This window comes from Dechloromonas sp. H13, from assembly GCF_009469615.1.
Classification (GTDB): Bacteria; Pseudomonadota; Gammaproteobacteria; order Burkholderiales; family Rhodocyclaceae; genus Azonexus.
The window spans coordinates 249,763-265,475 of sequence record NZ_SSXX01000001.1 but is presented as its reverse complement, the minus strand read 5'-3'; the positions used below and the strand labels follow the sequence as shown (position 1 = coordinate 265,475).

Sequence of the window (15,713 nt, the reverse complement as noted above, 5' to 3'; positions counted from 1 at the left end):
TTCAGCACCTCCGCGGGTCATCGGCCGGAAGACCGGCGAATGGATCACACATGCGCACCTGTCCCCCCGGGGAAACAACGACGCGCAGGCAGGCCATGTTGCCAGCGCCTCTGCAGGCGCCACCGGCCGGGTTGCTGATGTCGATGGTGAATGCGCCGGAGGTGGCCAGCCCCATGCCATTGAAGGTTGCGGTTGTCGCGCCGTTGCCGTTGACTACGACGTTCGGAGAGCCTTCGGTATTGGAACGGATCTGGACGATTCGCGGATCGACGGTGTCCGAAGCAGCTACATTGCACTTCCCGGCCGGGTCGTCGATGCTGACGACCCAGTTCGCGCCAAGTGTACTGAGGGCGCAATCACCCTGGGTGGTGCTGACCAGGCTGAAACGCACGATCGTATTCCTGCGCACAGCTTCTGCTCTCGCGAGCATCAACCCGTTCTGCATTGCCTCGGCAGCAGTCCGTATCTGCCGGTTTTGAGCCCATTGGGCGAGCGTCGGTGTGGCGAGGGCGAGCAGTATCGCCAGGATGACGATCGTGATCATCACCTCGATGAGCGATACCCCGATTTGAATGCGTCTGGTCATGAACAGCTACCGTCAGGCCTTACAGCCCAGCAATTGTTGGGGTTGGGGTTGTTCCACCCGGAACGCGTGATGTTCGATGCCTTGGCGTTTGACTGATCGACCGTATAGGTGAAATCCACTGCCGCGCCAGTGCCAACCGCCTGAAGGGTATATGTCGTTGCCGTCGGTGCTACGGGGCATGAGAAGGTAAAATGACGGCTCGTCGCCGCATCATTGTTACAGGCCGGAGCATTCACATAGGAACGGTTGTCCTGGAAGAACTGCTCCATTTCGACACGCTTTGCCGATAAACCGGAAACGGCTTCAGCGATCCGCCCTCGCATCATGTAGTTGTTATAAGCCGGAAGCGCAATCGTGGCCAGGATGCCCACAATGGCGACGACTATCATGAGTTCGATCAGCGTGAAGCCATGGTTTTTGATCATTGTTGCCTATCTCCGAAATATGGTTCGAGGGGCCGGCTGTCACTCCCTGAACCGTCCACCATTCAGACTGAAGCATAAGGTTGGCAGGTACGCGAGGGGGCATCTGTCCGATGAGTGGCAAAAGGAACTGCATCGGCGGTCAAGTGACGGACGTGCCTACGATGTATCTTATTAAGCGTAATGACTTGTCACGTCGACGATATACATGCTGATCGCCCAATTCCCGGAAAATCTCCTTCGCTACCGTATCGGCAGGCGTGTTTGCCAGCCTCGCCTCGTGGGCAGGTTGGGCGTAGCAGGCGGAGAGTCGCCATTGGGGTCCGGGAAGGCGCCCATCGCCTTTCGTTTCCGGGCAACGAGGTTTTCTTGTCTGTTTTCGCGCTTGCGGGTAGCGGCGCTGGCTTCTGTCGTATTCCACGCATTACTCCTTGCCGCCTTGCATCACTTTACTGGTGATTTGATTCATGGTGCAGGAAATCCGGGTTCGCAGCAGGCGCTGCTGGTGTCCCTGCATGGGGTTCTGGGGAGCAATGTGCCCGCAGAGGATAGGTTTGCACCTGTTGAATCCGGCGCAGGGCGCAGTCAGGCCGAGGGGGCGTCAGTATTCGACCAGGCGCCGGTTCGGGTGGCGCAGCCTGAGGGTGGGTTCGAAAGGAAACTCACGTCGAGTGGCGATGAAAAAAATGGGTTTTCAAGGGAGCCCGCGCGGCTATTTTATCCGGCGGATCAACTCTCCGTCCGGCCCCTTCCCTTGTCGGATATCGAAAGTCCGGATTTCGACATGCCGATGCAGGATCGTCGAGCATCGGTGATTATGGATGTTTCGATCAGCGAATCCGGCGAGGTGGTCTCGGCGCTGCCCGTCATGTCCGGCTTGCCGGAAAGCTATACGCAGTCGCTCGCCGCTGCATTCAGGCGACTTCGATTCACGCCGGGTGAAATTAATGGAGTGCGCGTAGGGTCTTTGCTGAGAGTCGAGCTGACCGCGGAGAATCTCGGGCTTCCTGTTCAATGATGCGGTAACGATGTGACTGAGTGCATGGATGTTGTTTATTTTTGGTGAACTGCTATACTCTCCAGCTTTTAAGTTTTCGAGTTAAATTAAATGGCCAACAGCGCACAAGCCCGCAAGCGCGCCCGTCAAGCTGACAAGCAGCGCTCCCACAACGCCAGTCTGCGTTCGACCCTGCGTACCGCGATCAAGCGTGTGCGTCAGGCCATCGACGCCGGCGACAAAGCCGCCGCCCAGGGTGTATTCCAGCAGTCCGTTGCGGTTCTCGACCGTATTGCCGACAAGAAGATCATCCACAAGAACAAGGCTTCGCGTACCAAGAGCCGTCTGTCTGCCCAGATCAAGGCGCTGGTTGCTGCCTGATTCCTGATCGGGAAAAGTAAAAAGGCACCTTCGGGTGCCTTTTTTGTTGGTGCAGCGAAAGATTACTTCTTGCCGTCGAGCGAGCAGACGCCGTCAATGATCTGCAGGTCGTTGTCCTGCGCGAAATTGAGCATGAAGCGGTAGGCCATCGGTTCGACCTCGCCGAGACGGCCTTCGACGAATACCGCTTTTTCGCCGTTGTAATCGCCAGGCCCGACGTAGGGCGAATATTTCATCTTGCGCTCGGCGCCGAAGGCGGACATGACGCCGCACAGTCGTTCGGCCCAGTCGCTGGGACGGAATTTCTTTCCTTGTTTGGTGAGGCCAACGATGATGAAGGTGGTCGATTCTGGTGTTGTCATTGTTCCACTCTGCTTTGGCGGGGCGTTGCGACCTTGTCTTGGCGCATTCTAGCAGAAGCCTCGGGGCATTGGCGTATCAGACGTTGTCATGGAATGGCCCGGACGGGTTTCGCGTGGGCGTGGTCCCGTAATTTTGGGTTGCCGGAGAGCGGCCGCATTCTATACACAGAGCGGTTTTTCACTTAACATTCAGCCTTCTGCAACTCTTTCGGACTGTTCCTGGCCGGGTGGGTGGCGATCTTTCCGGCGGCATTGACCGCCGTTTTCGTTTTTTGGGGTTGCGTCATGTCGCATGTCATGAATACTTATGCCCGCTTGCCGGTGGCGTTCAGCCATGGCCTGGGTAGCCGCATTTTCGATACCGAGGGCAAGGAATACCTGGATGCGTTGTCGGGGATTGCCGTGTCGACCCTTGGCCATGCCCATCCCCGGCTGGTATCGGCGATCGCCGCGCAGGCCGGGCGCCTGCTGCATACCTCCAACCTTTACGGCATTCGCGAACAGGAGCAGCTTGCCGACAAGCTGGCGGCGCTCTCGGGCATGCAGGAGATTTTCTTCTGCAACTCCGGTTGCGAGGCCAACGAGGCGGCGATCAAACTGGCGCGCTACTACGGCCACAAGAAGGGCATCGAGTCGCCCACCATCATCGTGATGGAGAAGGCCTTTCACGGCCGGACCATGGCGACGCTCTCGGCGACCGGCAACCGCAAGGCGCAGGCCGGGTTCGAACCGCTGGTCTCGGGTTTCGTGCGCGTTCCCTACGACGACCTGGCGGCGATCAAAACCGTTGCCGAGCACCACAACAACATCGTTGCCGTGATGCTGGAGATCGTCCAGGGTGAGGGCGGCATCAACCTGGCGTCGGTGCAGTTCCAGAAGGATTTGCGGCAGCTCTGCGACGAACTGGGCTGGCTGCTGATCTGCGACGAGGTGCAGTGCGGCATGGCGCGCACCGGCCAATGGTTCGGTTACCAGCATGCTGGCATCCAGCCGGATATCGCGACGCTGGCCAAGGGCCTCGGTTCGGGCGTGCCGATCGGCGCCTGCATGGTGGGCGGCAAGGCGGCCGGCTTGTTCGGGCCGGGCAACCATGGGTCGACCTTCGGCGGCAATCCGCTGGCGTGCACGGCGGCGCTGACGACCATCGAGACCATTGAGCAGGATGGTCTGATGGCGAACGCCGAAAGCGTCGGGGCGCTGATCCGCAAGCTGATGGCCGAGTCGCTGGCCGGGCTCAAGGGAGTGGTCGAGGTTCGAGGCCACGGCCTGATGATCGGCATCGAGCTCGATCGCCCGTGCGGCGAACTGGTCACCAAGGCGCTGGCGGCGGGATTGTTGATCAACGTGACGGCCGACAGGGTGATCCGCCTGTTGCCGCCGTTGACCTTCAGTGAAAATGAGGCCAGGGAACTGGTCGACCGCAGCGTTCCCCTCATCAAGGAATTCCTGGCAGCCTGAAAACCATGGCGATCAAACATTTTCTGCAATTCAAGGATTTCTCACGCGACGAGTTCGAGTACGTTTTCGAGCGTACGCGCTGGATCAAGAACCAGTTCAAGTCCTACCAGAAATACTGGCCGCTCAGCGACCGGACGCTGGTGATGATCTTCGAGAAAGCCAGCACGCGGACCCGTCTCTCCTTTGAGGCCGGGATGCAGCAGTTGGGCGGCTCGGCGATCTACCTGAATACCCGCGATTCCCAGCTCGGGCGCGGCGAGCCGGTCGAGGACGCGGCGCAGGTCATCTCGCGCATGAGCGACATCGTGATGATCCGCACCTTCGAGCAGGAGATCATCGAGCGCTTCGCCACCAATTCGCGTGTGCCGGTGATCAACGGGCTGACCAACGAATACCACCCGTGCCAGATCCTGGCCGACATCTACACCTACATCGAGCATCGCGGCTGCATCCAGGGCAAGACTGTGGCCTGGGTCGGCGACGCCAACAACATGTGCAATACCTGGCTGCAGGCGGCCGAAGTGCTCGACTTCAAGGTGCACGTGTCGACCCCGCCGGGCTACGGGATCCAGCCCGAGCTGGTCGGCAAGATCGATCCGGCCCGCTTCAAGGTTTTTGCCGATCCGATGGATGCCTGTCGTGGCGCCGACCTGGTGACGACCGACGTGTGGACCTCGATGGGCTTCGAGGCCGAGAACGAGGCGCGCATCAAGGCCTTCGCCGATTGGTGCGTCGATGGCGAGATGATGCGCGTCGCCAATGCCGACGCGCTTTTCATGCACTGCCTGCCCGCTCACCGCGGTGAGGAGGTGACGGCAGAGGTCATCGACGGTCCGCAATCGGTGGTCTGGGACGAAGCCGAGAACCGTTTGCACGTCCAGAAGGCGTTGATGGAATACCTGCTGCTGGGCCGCCTCCAGGGCTGAGCAGCCGAATTAAACGAAGCAAGGGAACAGAAATGAGCGATATCAAGAAAGTCGTGCTGGCCTACTCCGGAGGCCTCGATACCTCCGTCATCCTGAAATGGCTGCAGGATACCTACCAATGCGAAGTGGTGACCTTCACCGCCGACCTCGGCCAGGGCGAAGAGCTGGAGCCGGCCCGCGCCAAGGCCCTGAAGTTCGGCATCAAGCCGGAAAACATCTTCATCGACGACCTGCGCGAGGAATTCGTGCGCGATTTCGTCTTCCCGATGTTCCGCTGCAACACCGTTTACGAAGGCGAGTACCTGCTCGGCACCTCGATCGCCCGTCCGCTGATCGCCAAGCGCCTGATCGAGATCACCAACCTGACCGGCGCCGACGCCATCTCGCACGGCGCGACCGGCAAGGGCAACGACCAGGTCCGCTTCGAGCTTGGTGCCTATGCGCTGAAGCCGGGCGTCAAGGTCATCGCGCCGTGGCGCGAATGGGACCTGCTGTCGCGCGAGAAGCTGCTGGCTTATGCCGAGCAGCACGGCATTCCGGTCGAGATGAAGCACAAGCAGGGCGGTTCGCCGTACTCGATGGACGCCAACCTGTTGCACATCTCCTACGAAGGCCGCCACCTCGAAGACCCCAATGCCGAGGCCGAAGAATCGATGTGGCGGTGGACGGTGTCGCCGGAAGCAGCACCCGATCAGGCCGAATACCTGGAGCTGACCTACGAGAAGGGCGATATCGTCGCCCTCAACGGCGCGCGCATGACACCGGCGCAGGTGCTGGCGAAGCTCAACGAATTGGGCGGCAAGCACGGCATCGGCCGCCTCGACCTGGTCGAGAACCGCTACGTCGGCATGAAGTCTCGCGGCTGCTACGAAACCCCGGGCGGCACGATCATGCTGCGCGCCCACCGCGCCATCGAGTCGATCTGCCTCGACCGCGAAGTTGCCCACCTCAAGGACGACCTGATGCCGCGCTACGCCAGCCTGGTGTACAACGGCTACTGGTGGAGCCCGGAGCGCGTCGCGCTGCAGACCCTGATCGACCACACCCAGCAGAACGTGAACGGTTTCGTCCGCGTCAAGCTGTACAAGGGCAACGTCATCGTCGTCGGCCGCGATTCGCAGACCGATTCGCTGTTCGACTCGACCATCGCCACCTTCGAGGACGACGCCGGCGCCTACGACCAGAAGGACGCCGCCGGCTTCATCAAGCTCAACGCGCTGCGCATGCGCATCGCCGCCAACCTGCGCGCGCGCAAGGGTCAGGCGTAAGCGATGGAAGGCACCCTGTTCGGCTTCACCGAGGAGCAGCTGGCGGACTTCGGCGCAACCTGGGGCGTCGGTGCCTTCATCCTGTTCATGCTGTTCATCATCGGCGAGATCGCCTGGAAGTCGAAAGCCGGCAAGACGGGGACCTTCGTGCTTTTCTTCGTGCTGGCTTTCGGCATGGTCGGCTTCATCGCCAAGGCTGTAATTCAAAAACTCTGGGGTATTTAAATGTCGCAATATGACAACGTTTCGGTGGTCAAGAAGGCCAATGTTTATTTCGACGGCAAGTGCGTCAGCCACACCGTGGTGCTCGCCGACGGCACCAAGAAGACGGTCGGCGTCATTTTGCCCTCCAGTCTGACCTTCAACACCGGCGCGCCGGAAATCATGGAAGGCGTCGGCGGTTCCTGTCGCGTCAGGCTCAAGGGTGAGTCCGAGTGGAAGACCTACGGTGAAGGCCAGTCCTTCAACGTGCCGGGCAATTCCTCGTTCGAGATCGCGGTCGCCGAGGGCGACGCCTATCACTACGTCTGCCACTTCGGCTGATCGCGAAAAAGCCCGGCGCTTGGCCGGGCCGCGTTGCTCGCCCTTGCCGTAGATCGCGTACTCTCTTCGGGCAAGCGCCTTGCCCGGCCCGCCAGCCGGGACTTTTTTTAGGAGTTATCCATGCCGAGCTTTGACTTCACCTCCGAAGCGGACATGGTGGCATTGAAGAACGCCATCGACGTCACCGCGCGCCAGATCGACAATCGCTACGACTTCAAGGGCACCAGCGCCAAGGTCGAGCTGAACGAGAAGGACAAGGTCATCACCCTGTGGGGCGACTCCGACTTCCAGCTCGACCAGATCAAGGACCTGCTGTTCCCGGCAATGGAAAAGAAGGAGAAGGAGAGCGTCAAGCGCCTGGATCACCAGAAGGTGGTCAGCGTTTCCGGCAACAAGGTCAAGCAGGAAATGAAGATCAAGGACGGCATCGACAGTGATCTGGCGAAGAAGATCGTCAAGCTGGTCAAGGATGGCAAGCTCAAGGTGCAGGCCTCGATCCAGGGCGATACCGTGCGCGTCCAGGGGGCCAAGCGCGACGACCTGCAGTCGTGCATCGCGCTGATCACCAAGTCGATTACCGATTTCCCGATCAAATACGGCAACTTCCGCGACTGAGCGGCCGGTTGCGGTCGACGCCCCGAAAAGGGCAAAAATCAACGGGCAGCCCAGGCTGCCCGTTGTGTTTTTCGGGCGCCCGCCTTCAGCGCCGCAAGCCGCTGATCCACACCGAGTAAAGCTGCTCCGAGAGCTGGCGCATGACCGGCAGGCGCTCGGCGGTTTCCCGCTGCATCGCCGCCGGCGTCTGGACGCTGGCCTGGCCGGCGACCGCCGCCGCCTCGTCGGCCCATTGCCCGCACCAGGTGGCGATCATTTCCGGCGTCATCTCGACATGGCATTGCATGCCGAGATGGGGGCCGAGCGCGAACATCTGGTTGGCGCAGTGCATGTTGGCGAGCAGTCGGGTGGCGCCGGGCGGGATGCTGAAGGTTTCCCCGTGCCACTGGAAGACGGTGCCGACCCTGCCGGCCCAGGCGCCAAGCCAGTGGCGGGCGATCTCGTTGCTTTCGCCGCCCGCCTCGCCCCAGCCGATTTCCTTGACCGGATTGCGTGTCACCTGGCCGCCCAGCGCCTTGCTCATCAGTTGGCCGCCCAGGCAATGGCCGATGACCGGCACGTTCAGCGCAACGGCGGCGCGGATCAGGGCACAGACCGGTTCGATCCACGGCAACGGGTCATTGACGCTCATCGGGCCGCCCATGAAACAGAGGCCGGAAAAACCGTCGACCGTGGCAGGCACCGGCTCGCCCTCGTCGATGGCGATCAGTCGCCACGGAATCCCTTGCCGCTCAAGGAATATGGCAAAATAGCCCGGACCTTCGGTAGGGGAGTGGCGAAAGATGGCGACGGGTAGCATGGCGACAGGAGTGAACGGAAAATGAAGCGCCATTTTACGCGCATTGCCCTGGCGCTCGCTCTCGCTTCGGGTTGCGCGGCCGCCCAGGATGTCGGCCTGGCCGGCGTGATGGGCAGCAAGGCCATGCTGATGATCAACGGCGGCGAACCGCAGGCGGTCGCCGTCGGCCAGTCGCTGGACGGCGTCCGCGTCGTTTCGGTGCAGGGCGATCAGGCAGTCGTCGAAATCGGCGGCAAGAAGCGTCCGTTGCGCGTCGGCCAACATGCCGTCGGCGCCGCGTCGGCCGACGGCTCCGGCAAGATCGTCCTGACCGCCGACAACCAGGGGCATTTCTACACGACCGGCAACATCAACGGCACCTCGGTGCGCTTCCTGGTCGATACCGGAGCGACGATGATCTCGCTGGGGGCCACCGACGCCCGCCGGATCGGACTCGATTTCAACCGCGGCCAGAAGGGCATGACGCAGACGGCCAACGGCCAGTCGGTCGTCAGCAAGGTCTCGCTGGATACGGTGCGAATCGGCGACGTGACCCTGCACAACGTCGACGCCGTGATCCACCAGAGCGAGATGCCCATGGCGCTGCTCGGCATGAGCTTCCTCAACCGGATGGAAATGCAGCGCGACGGCAGTACCATGACACTAAAAAGACGCTTCTAGGAGAGAGACCATGCCGCATCGCGATCAGGAAATTGCCCTGCTTCGGCGTGAAGTCGAGATGCTGATGAACGAGCGGCAGGCCATTCTCCGCGTCGTCGGTGCGTCGGCGGCGCTGATCGCCAGCCTCGACAGCAAGCGCCTGCCGGTCGGCGCCATCGAGGCGGCCGATGTGGTCGCGACCTCGCTCAACCAGTTGTCCGAAGAAACCTTGCAGGACGCCCTGTCGTCGGTCCATGCGGAAATCGAGGGCGACGCCGAAGCGGCATGAGCCTCGATCTCGACCGCCTGCGCGCGAGCCTGCTGCGCGAGCCGATGGCGGGGCATTTCGTCCAGGAGGATGGCGGCGAGGGCCTGCCGCTGACCCCGGCTGCCGTCCTCTTCCCGATCGTCCTGCGCGATGACGGACAGACCGTCCTGCTGACGCAGCGCACGGCGCACCTGAAGGATCATGCCGGGCAGATCAGTTTTCCCGGCGGACGCGTCGAGGCGGAGGACCCGTCGCCGGTGCATACCGCCCTGCGCGAGACGGAAGAGGAGATCGGGCTGGCGCGCGAGCATGTCGAGGTGCTCGGCTTCCTGCCGGAATACCGGACCGGCACGGGCTTCCGCGTCACCCCGGTGGTCGCGCTGGTGACGCCGCCGTTCGAACTGGCGCTCGATCCCTTCGAGGTGGCGGAAGCCTTTGAGGTCCCGCTGGCCTTCCTGCTCGACCCGGCCAACCACAAGCGGCATTCGCTGCATTATCGCGGCGCCCTGCGCCACTTCTTCGCCATGCCCTATGGCGATTATTTCATCTGGGGGGCGACCGCCGGCATGATCCGCTCGCTGACCGAACGCCTCGGCCTCCACGCCGCCTGAGCTTGTGGTATGGTGGCGCTTTAGCACAATAAGATAAGCCGATCGAGGCATTCCCCGGCACTACATGAGTCTTCTCTCGCTCATCGCAGTCTTTCTCATCGAGCAGCTGCAACCCCTGAATTACCGCCGTGTGGTGGAAGAGCCGCTCGCAGCCTGGGCGGACTTCATCGAATCCCGTTTCAACGCCGGCGAATATCGCCAGGGCGTGATCGCCTGGTGTCTCGCCGTGCTAGTGCCGGTGCTCCTGGTCGCGCTCGTCTATGCCTTGCTCTACTCGGTCACGCCGCTCCTCGCCCTGTTGCTCAACATCGGCATTCTCTACCTGACCATGGGCTTCCGGCAGTTCAGCCATCACTACACCGAAATCCAGCTGGCGTTGCGTCTCGGCGACCTGCCGCGCGCCCGCCACCTGCTCGCCGAATGGCGGGGGCGCTCGGCCGACGACCTCGGGTCGCAGGAAATCGCCCGCCTGTCGATCGAAACGGCGATCGTCGCCGCGCATCGCCACGTGTTCGGCGTGCTGCTCTGCTTCGTCCTGTTGCCGGGTCCCTGTGGTGCAGTGCTTTACCGCATGGCTGCGGTGATTCAGTCGCGCTGGCTGGCCAGGAATGCTGCGGAGCACAACGATTTCTCCGCATTCTCCCGTCAGGTTTTCGGTATCATCGATTGGTTGCCGTTGCGGGCGACCGCGTCCGCTTTCGCCATCGTCGGCGATTTCGAGGATGCGGTCTATTGCTGGCGCACCCAGGCCGGCCTCTGGCCGGACCGCGATCTCGGCATCGTGCTGGCCAGCGGTGCCGGCGCGCTGGGGGTGCAGCTTGGCATGCCGCTGGCCGAAGGTGTCGAAGTGAGCGATCGCGCCGAACTGGGTCTCGGTGATCCGGCCGATGTCGATTTCATGCAAAGTGCCGTCGGGCTCGTCTGGCGGGCTACGGTGCTCTGGATGTTGTTGCTCTTTTTGTTGGAGTTCGCCAGTCTGGTGGGCTGAATAATTTTTATCTGGAGGTTTACATGAGCAGAGAAGTTGTCGTTCTGAGCGCAGTTCGTTCCCCCATCGGCGCCTTTGGCGGTTCCCTGGCCGATATGGATCCCTGCGATCTGGCCAGCACGGTCATGAAGGAAGCGATCGCCCGTTCCAACGTCGATCCGGCCCAGATCAACTACGTCACCGTCGGCACCACGATGCCGGTCGACTCCCGCTACGCCTACGTTTCCCGCGTTGCCTCGATCCAGGCCGGCCTGCCGATGGATTCCGTCGCCATGCAGGTTTCCCGCCTCTGCGCCTCCGGTCTTCAGGGCATCGTCACCACCGCCCAGAACATCCTGCTGGGCGATTGCGATTACGGCATCGGCGGCGGCGTCGAAGTCATGTCCAAGGTCGCCTACCTTCTGCCGGCCCTGCGTTCCGGTGCCCGCATGGGTGACACCAAGGCGATCGACGCCATGGTCGCCGTGCTGACCGACCCGTTCGGCGTTGGCCACATGGGCATCACCGCCGAAAATCTGGCCGCCAAGCACGGCATTTCCCGCGAAGCGCAGGATGCCTTCTCCGTCGAGTCGCAGCGTCGCGCTGCCGCCGCCATCGATGCCGGCCACTTCAAGTCGCAGATCCTGCCGATCGTCAAGCAGACCCGAAAGGGCGAGGTTGTCTTCGACACCGACGAGCATCCGAAGCGTGGCACGACGATGGAATCGCTGGCCAAGATGAAGCCGGCCTTCAAGAAGGATGGTACGGTCACCGCCGGCAACGCCTCCGGCATCAACGACGGTGCCGCCTTCTTCGTGCTGGCCGACGCTGCCAAGGCGGCCGCTGCCGGCCAGAAGCCGATCGCCCGCATGGTTTCCTACGCTGTTGCCGGCGTGCCGAACGACATCATGGGCGAGGGCCCGATCCCGGCGACCCAACTGGCCCTGAAGAAGGCCGGCCTGACCCTGGACAAGATGGACGTCATCGAGTCCAACGAAGCCTTCGCCGCCCAGGCGCTGTCGGTTTCCAAGGTGCTCGGTCTCGATCCGGCCAAGACCAACCCGAACGGCGGCGCCATCGCCCTCGGCCACCCGGTCGGCTGTTCGGGCGCCTTCATCGCCACCAAGGCGATCTACGAAATGAACCGCATCGGCGGCAAGTACTGCCTCGTCACCATGTGTATCGGTGGCGGCCAGGGCATCGCGGTGATTTTCGAGCGCGTCTGATCGCTGCGGCGTTTCCGATGACAAGAAACCCGCCGGAGCGATCCGGCGGGTTTTTTATTTGCACCAGTTTGAAATCGCCTGCACCGATGTGGGGCGCAATGGCCGGTCATGAAAATGTAATTCACTGATTTGCTGCAGTATTCACCGATGGCATGGAACCTGCTGAAACCCTGCCGAGAGCATCCTCAGCGACGAGTCCAAAATGAACTTCTATAACGAAATGATGGACGCCAACGGCGGCGTTCGTGCTCATTACAAGTGTTACGACGACTGGCTCAAGGCCACGCCGCCCGAGCGCATCGCCCGCAAGCGGGCCGAAGCCGACCTGGCCTTCCATCGCGTCGGCATCACCTTCGCGGTCTACGGCGAGGAAGCTGGGAAGGAGCGCCTGATTCCCTTCGACATCATTCCGCGCATCATCCCCTCGGCGGAATGGAAGTCCCTGCAATCCGGGCTGCGCCAGCGCGTCAAGGCGCTGAACATGTTCCTCGACGACATCTACCACGATCAGGAAATCCTCAAGGCCGGCAAGATTCCGGCCGAGCAGATCCTCAACAACGCCCAGTACCGGCCGGTCATGAAGGGCGTCGATGTGCCGGGCGGCATCTACGCCCACATCGCCGGCGTCGATATCGTGCGGGCCGGGGAGGGCGAGTTCTACGTGCTGGAGGACAACCTGCGCGTGCCGTCCGGCGTTTCCTACATGCTGGAAGACCGCAAGATGATGATGCGGCTGTTCCCCGAACTGTTCGCCAAGAACAAGGTGGCGCCGGTCCAGCATTACCCCGACATGCTGCTGGAAAAACTGCGCGCCGTCGCACCCAAGGGGGTGAGCAACCCGACGGTCGTCGTGTTGACACCGGGCGCCTACAACAGCGCCTATTTCGAGCACACCTTCCTCGCCCAGCAGATGGGCGTCGAACTGGTCGAGGGCCGCGACCTCTTCGTCAAGGACGAAGTGGTCTACATGCGCACGACGCAGGGTCCGCAGCGCGTCGACGTCATCTACCGGCGCATCGACGACGACTACATGGACCCGCAGGCCTTCCGCCCCGAATCCACGCTCGGCGTGCCGGGCATCCTCAAGGCCTACCAGGCCGGCAACGTGACGCTGGCCAACGCCATCGGCACCGGCGTCGCCGACGACAAGTCGATCTACCCCTACGTGCCGGACATGGTCCGCTTCTACCTCGGCGAGGAGCCGACGCTGAATAACGTGCCGACCTGGATGTGCCGCAAGAAGGACGACCTGGCCTATGTCCTCGACCACCTGCCGGAACTGGTGGTCAAGGAGGTGCATGGCGCCGGCGGCTACGGCATGCTGGTCGGCCCTGCATCGACCAAGGAGCAGATCGAGCACTTCCGCAAGCTGCTGATCGCCAAGCCGGACGGCTACATCGCCCAGCCGACGCTGGCGCTGTCCAACTGTCCGACCTTCGTCGAGGAGGGCATCGCGCCGCGCCATCTCGACCTGCGGCCCTTCGTGCTGTCGTCGGGCGAGTGTGTGAACATGGTGCCGGGCGGCCTGACCCGGGTGGCCCTGACCAAGGGCTCGCTGGTGGTGAATTCGTCGCAGGGCGGCGGCACCAAGGACACCTGGGTTCTGGAGGACTGACCAAATGCTATCCCGTACTGCCGACCACCTTTTCTGGATGTCCCGCTACATCGAGCGGGCCGAGAACCTCGCCCGCCTGCTCGACGTCACCTGGCAGATGTCGCTCGTGCCGCAATCGCTGGAAGCGGCCAACCAGAACTGGAATGCCATCATCGCCCTGAACAGCCTCGAGGAAGCCTTCGCCGCCAAGTATGCTGCGGTCAACGCTGAAAACGTGCTGCGTTTCATGGTCAGCGATCCCGACAACTACGCCTCGATCCACAGCTGCCTGCGCATGGCGCGCGAGAACGCCCATGCCGTGCGCGGCACGGTGACCACAGAAATGTGGGAAACGCTCAACTCGACCTGGCTGGAGGCCCGCGAGAAGAGCTTCGAGCAGATCTTCAACGCCGGCATCGGCGAATTCTTCGAGTGGGTCAAGATGCGTTCCTCGCTGTCGCGCGGCACGACGCTCGGCACCCTGCTGCAGGACGAGGCCTACCACTTCATCCGCCTCGGCACCCTGCTCGAACGCGCCGACAACACGGCCCGCATCCTCGACGTCAAGTACCACGTCCTGCGACCGCACGGCGATGAGGGGGCGACCGACTTCTACCAGTGGGGCGCACTGCTGCGTTCGGTGTCGGCCTTCGAGGTGTACCGCAAGGCCTACCGCGACGTCATCACGCCGGAGCGTGTCGCCGAGTTGCTGATCCTGCGCAGCGACATGCCGCGCTCGCTGCATTTCTGCATGAACGGCGTGGTCAAGAACGTCGAGTTGATCGCCAACCGGCAATCCGGCGAAACCCAGCGCCAGGCCGGCCTGCTGCACGCGCAACTGCATTACGCGCGGGTCGAGGACATCCTCGAGCAGGGCCTGCACGAATGGCTGACCGACTTCATGGACCGCATCTATGCGCTCGGCGACGGCATCAGCAAGGATTTCCTGGTGCCGATGTCAGAAGCCGCCTGAGGACGGCGGCGTGACCTATTGCGTGGCCATGCGTCTCGACGCCGGCCTCGTCTTCCTCTCGGACTCGCGGACCAACGCCGGGGTCGATCACATCAACACCTTCCGCAAGATGCACGTCTTCGAGAAGCCGGGCGAGCGGGTGCTGGTGCTGATGACCTCGGGCAACCTGTCGATCAGCCAGTCGGTGGTCAACACCCTGCGCGAGAAGCTGGAGTCGTCGCGTGGCACCAACCTGTACAAGGTCAGGAACATGTTCGAGGCGGCCAAGCACGTCGGCGACTGCCTGCGCGAAGTGCATGACCGCGACGCGGCGGCGCTCAAGCAGTTCGGCGTCGAGTTCGCAGCCGGCCTGATCCTGGGCGGCCAGATCCGGGGCGAGGAACAGCGCCTCTTCAACATCTACGCGGCCGGGAATTTCATCGAGGCGACGCGCGACACGCCGTATTTCCAGATCGGCGAATCGAAGTACGGCAAGCCGATCATCGACCGCGTGGTCAATCCGCAGACCTCGCTCGACGAGGCCGCCAAGTGCGCGCTGATCTCGATGGATTCGACCATCCGCTCCAACCTGTCGGTCGGCCTGCCGCTCGACCTCGCGATCTACGAGAACGACGCGTTGACGATCGGCCGCCACGTCAATATCACGCAGGAAAACGCCTATTACGCGCAGATCCGCAAGCAGTGGGGCGAACATCTGCGCCAGGGTTTCGCCGACCTGCCGGCGCCGGCCTGGAACACCCTCTAGCGGCCTGTCGTTACCAGGAACGCGCACCCATCAGGTAGCGGCGGGTTTCCTTCGCCTCCGGCGCGGCCGGCGCCGCGACGGGCGCCGGTGTCGGCGGGGTTTCAGGCGGCAACAGGTGATCGCGCAGGCGCAACACCATCACCAGCAGGTCCTCGTCGAGCGCCGCCTCCTCGATCTCGGCCAGCCGCTGCCGCGTGTAGTCGGCGTCGCGGGTGATCCGTTCCAGATCGACCGTCTCGCCCAGCGTGCGCTTGACCTGCAATTTGAAGCGGGCCAATAACTGGGCAACTGCCATCTGCTTGTCCATCGACATGATTTTTCCTTATTGCTGAA

The 15,713-nt window shown here is 62.5% G+C and carries 21 protein-coding genes; 16 read left to right on the top strand and 5 right to left on the bottom strand.

All coding sequences use genetic code 11. The features are described 5' to 3' along the window. Position 1 precedes the first annotated feature (1 nt). Entirely contained in the window at positions 2 to 586 is a 585-nt protein-coding gene (locus GH660_RS01275) for a GspH/FimT family pseudopilin (RefSeq protein WP_153145353.1), read from the bottom strand. After that, on the bottom strand, positions 583 to 1,011 hold the full coding sequence (locus GH660_RS01270) for a type IV pilin protein (RefSeq protein WP_153144762.1): 429 nt from the start codon (positions 1,009 to 1,011) through the stop codon (positions 583 to 585). Before GH660_RS01270 ends, GH660_RS01275 begins: the two co-directional genes overlap by 4 nt. 205 nt (positions 1,012 to 1,216) lie before the next feature. Here GH660_RS01270 and GH660_RS01265 point away from each other — a divergent pair, with 205 nt between their 5' ends. Next, entirely contained in the window at positions 1,217 to 2,026 is an 810-nt protein-coding gene (locus GH660_RS01265) for a hypothetical protein (RefSeq protein ID WP_153144761.1), read from the top strand. Positions 2,027 to 2,116: 90 nt separating this feature from the next. Next, entirely contained in the window at positions 2,117 to 2,386 is a 270-nt protein-coding gene (rpsT, locus tag GH660_RS01260) for a 30S ribosomal protein S20 (protein ID WP_153144760.1), read from the top strand. Positions 2,387 to 2,448: 62 nt separating this feature from the next. Here rpsT and GH660_RS01255 read toward each other — a convergent pair whose 3' ends face one another. Further along, entirely contained in the window at positions 2,449 to 2,748 is a 300-nt protein-coding gene (locus GH660_RS01255) for a DUF3579 domain-containing protein (RefSeq protein ID WP_153144759.1), read from the bottom strand. Between the two features lie 285 nt (positions 2,749 to 3,033). Here GH660_RS01255 and GH660_RS01250 point away from each other — a divergent pair, with 285 nt between their 5' ends. The 6 genes from GH660_RS01250 (at position 3,034) to GH660_RS01225 (ending at position 7,558) form a co-directional block, all read left to right on the top strand. Beyond that, positions 3,034 to 4,206: an aspartate aminotransferase family protein gene (locus GH660_RS01250; RefSeq protein ID WP_153144758.1), complete on the top strand. Its 1,173-nt coding sequence runs from the start codon at positions 3,034 to 3,036 to the stop codon at positions 4,204 to 4,206. Positions 4,207 to 4,211: 5 nt separating this feature from the next. Continuing rightward, complete coding sequence (argF, locus tag GH660_RS01245) at positions 4,212 to 5,132, top strand: ornithine carbamoyltransferase (RefSeq protein ID WP_153144757.1); 921 nt, start codon at positions 4,212 to 4,214, stop codon at positions 5,130 to 5,132. 32 nt (positions 5,133 to 5,164) lie between these two features. Continuing rightward, the gene (locus tag GH660_RS01240) at positions 5,165 to 6,400 is read left to right on the top strand and encodes an argininosuccinate synthase (protein WP_153144756.1); all 1,236 of its coding nucleotides are present in this window, start codon (positions 5,165 to 5,167) and stop codon (positions 6,398 to 6,400) included. A 3-nt stretch (positions 6,401 to 6,403) separates the two neighbouring features. Further along, a complete protein-coding gene (locus tag GH660_RS01235) occupies positions 6,404 to 6,625 on the top strand; it encodes a DUF2788 domain-containing protein (protein ID WP_153144755.1) in 222 nt (73 codons plus the stop codon). Then, positions 6,626 to 6,943, top strand: coding sequence for a pyrimidine/purine nucleoside phosphorylase (locus GH660_RS01230; RefSeq protein ID WP_153144754.1), 318 nt, complete (start codon positions 6,626 to 6,628; stop codon positions 6,941 to 6,943). Between the two features lie 120 nt (positions 6,944 to 7,063). Beyond that, the gene (locus GH660_RS01225; protein ID WP_153144753.1) at positions 7,064 to 7,558 is read left to right on the top strand and encodes a YajQ family cyclic di-GMP-binding protein; all 495 of its coding nucleotides are present in this window, start codon (positions 7,064 to 7,066) and stop codon (positions 7,556 to 7,558) included. 85 nt (positions 7,559 to 7,643) lie between these two features. On the opposite strand, the gene GH660_RS01220 is transcribed toward GH660_RS01225, so the two are convergent. Then, positions 7,644 to 8,357 (bottom strand): type 1 glutamine amidotransferase, encoded by a 714-nt coding sequence (locus tag GH660_RS01220; RefSeq protein WP_153145352.1) that lies wholly within the window; start codon positions 8,355 to 8,357, stop codon positions 7,644 to 7,646. 21 nt (positions 8,358 to 8,378) lie between these two features. Between GH660_RS01220 and GH660_RS01215 the strand changes: the two genes are divergently transcribed. The 8 genes from GH660_RS01215 (at position 8,379) to GH660_RS01180 (ending at position 15,380) form a co-directional block, all read left to right on the top strand. Then, a complete protein-coding gene (locus tag GH660_RS01215) occupies positions 8,379 to 9,017 on the top strand; it encodes a TIGR02281 family clan AA aspartic protease (protein ID WP_153144752.1) in 639 nt (212 codons plus the stop codon). Positions 9,018 to 9,027: 10 nt separating this feature from the next. Continuing rightward, positions 9,028 to 9,285: a hypothetical protein gene (locus GH660_RS01210; RefSeq protein WP_153144751.1), complete on the top strand. Its 258-nt coding sequence runs from the start codon at positions 9,028 to 9,030 to the stop codon at positions 9,283 to 9,285. A gap of 44 nt (positions 9,286 to 9,329) precedes the next feature. Beyond that, positions 9,330 to 9,875: a CoA pyrophosphatase gene (locus tag GH660_RS01205; protein WP_228276359.1), complete on the top strand. Its 546-nt coding sequence runs from the start codon at positions 9,330 to 9,332 to the stop codon at positions 9,873 to 9,875. 64 nt (positions 9,876 to 9,939) lie between these two features. After that, the gene (locus tag GH660_RS01200; RefSeq protein ID WP_153144749.1) at positions 9,940 to 10,863 is read left to right on the top strand and encodes a CobD/CbiB family protein; all 924 of its coding nucleotides are present in this window, start codon (positions 9,940 to 9,942) and stop codon (positions 10,861 to 10,863) included. 23 nt (positions 10,864 to 10,886) lie between these two features. Beyond that, a complete protein-coding gene (locus GH660_RS01195; protein WP_153144748.1) occupies positions 10,887 to 12,068 on the top strand; it encodes an acetyl-CoA C-acyltransferase family protein in 1,182 nt (393 codons plus the stop codon). Between the two features lie 202 nt (positions 12,069 to 12,270). After that, entirely contained in the window at positions 12,271 to 13,683 is a 1,413-nt protein-coding gene (locus tag GH660_RS01190; protein WP_153144747.1) for a circularly permuted type 2 ATP-grasp protein, read from the top strand. A gap of 4 nt (positions 13,684 to 13,687) precedes the next feature. Then, the gene (locus tag GH660_RS01185) at positions 13,688 to 14,635 is read left to right on the top strand and encodes an alpha-E domain-containing protein (protein ID WP_153144746.1); all 948 of its coding nucleotides are present in this window, start codon (positions 13,688 to 13,690) and stop codon (positions 14,633 to 14,635) included. Between the two features lie 10 nt (positions 14,636 to 14,645). Continuing rightward, a complete protein-coding gene (locus tag GH660_RS01180) occupies positions 14,646 to 15,380 on the top strand; it encodes a proteasome-type protease (protein ID WP_153144745.1) in 735 nt (244 codons plus the stop codon). Between the two features lie 10 nt (positions 15,381 to 15,390). On the opposite strand, the gene GH660_RS01175 is transcribed toward GH660_RS01180, so the two are convergent. Further along, positions 15,391 to 15,693, bottom strand: coding sequence for a hypothetical protein (locus GH660_RS01175; protein WP_153144744.1), 303 nt, complete (start codon positions 15,691 to 15,693; stop codon positions 15,391 to 15,393). Between the last annotated feature and the right edge of the window lie 20 nt (positions 15,694 to 15,713).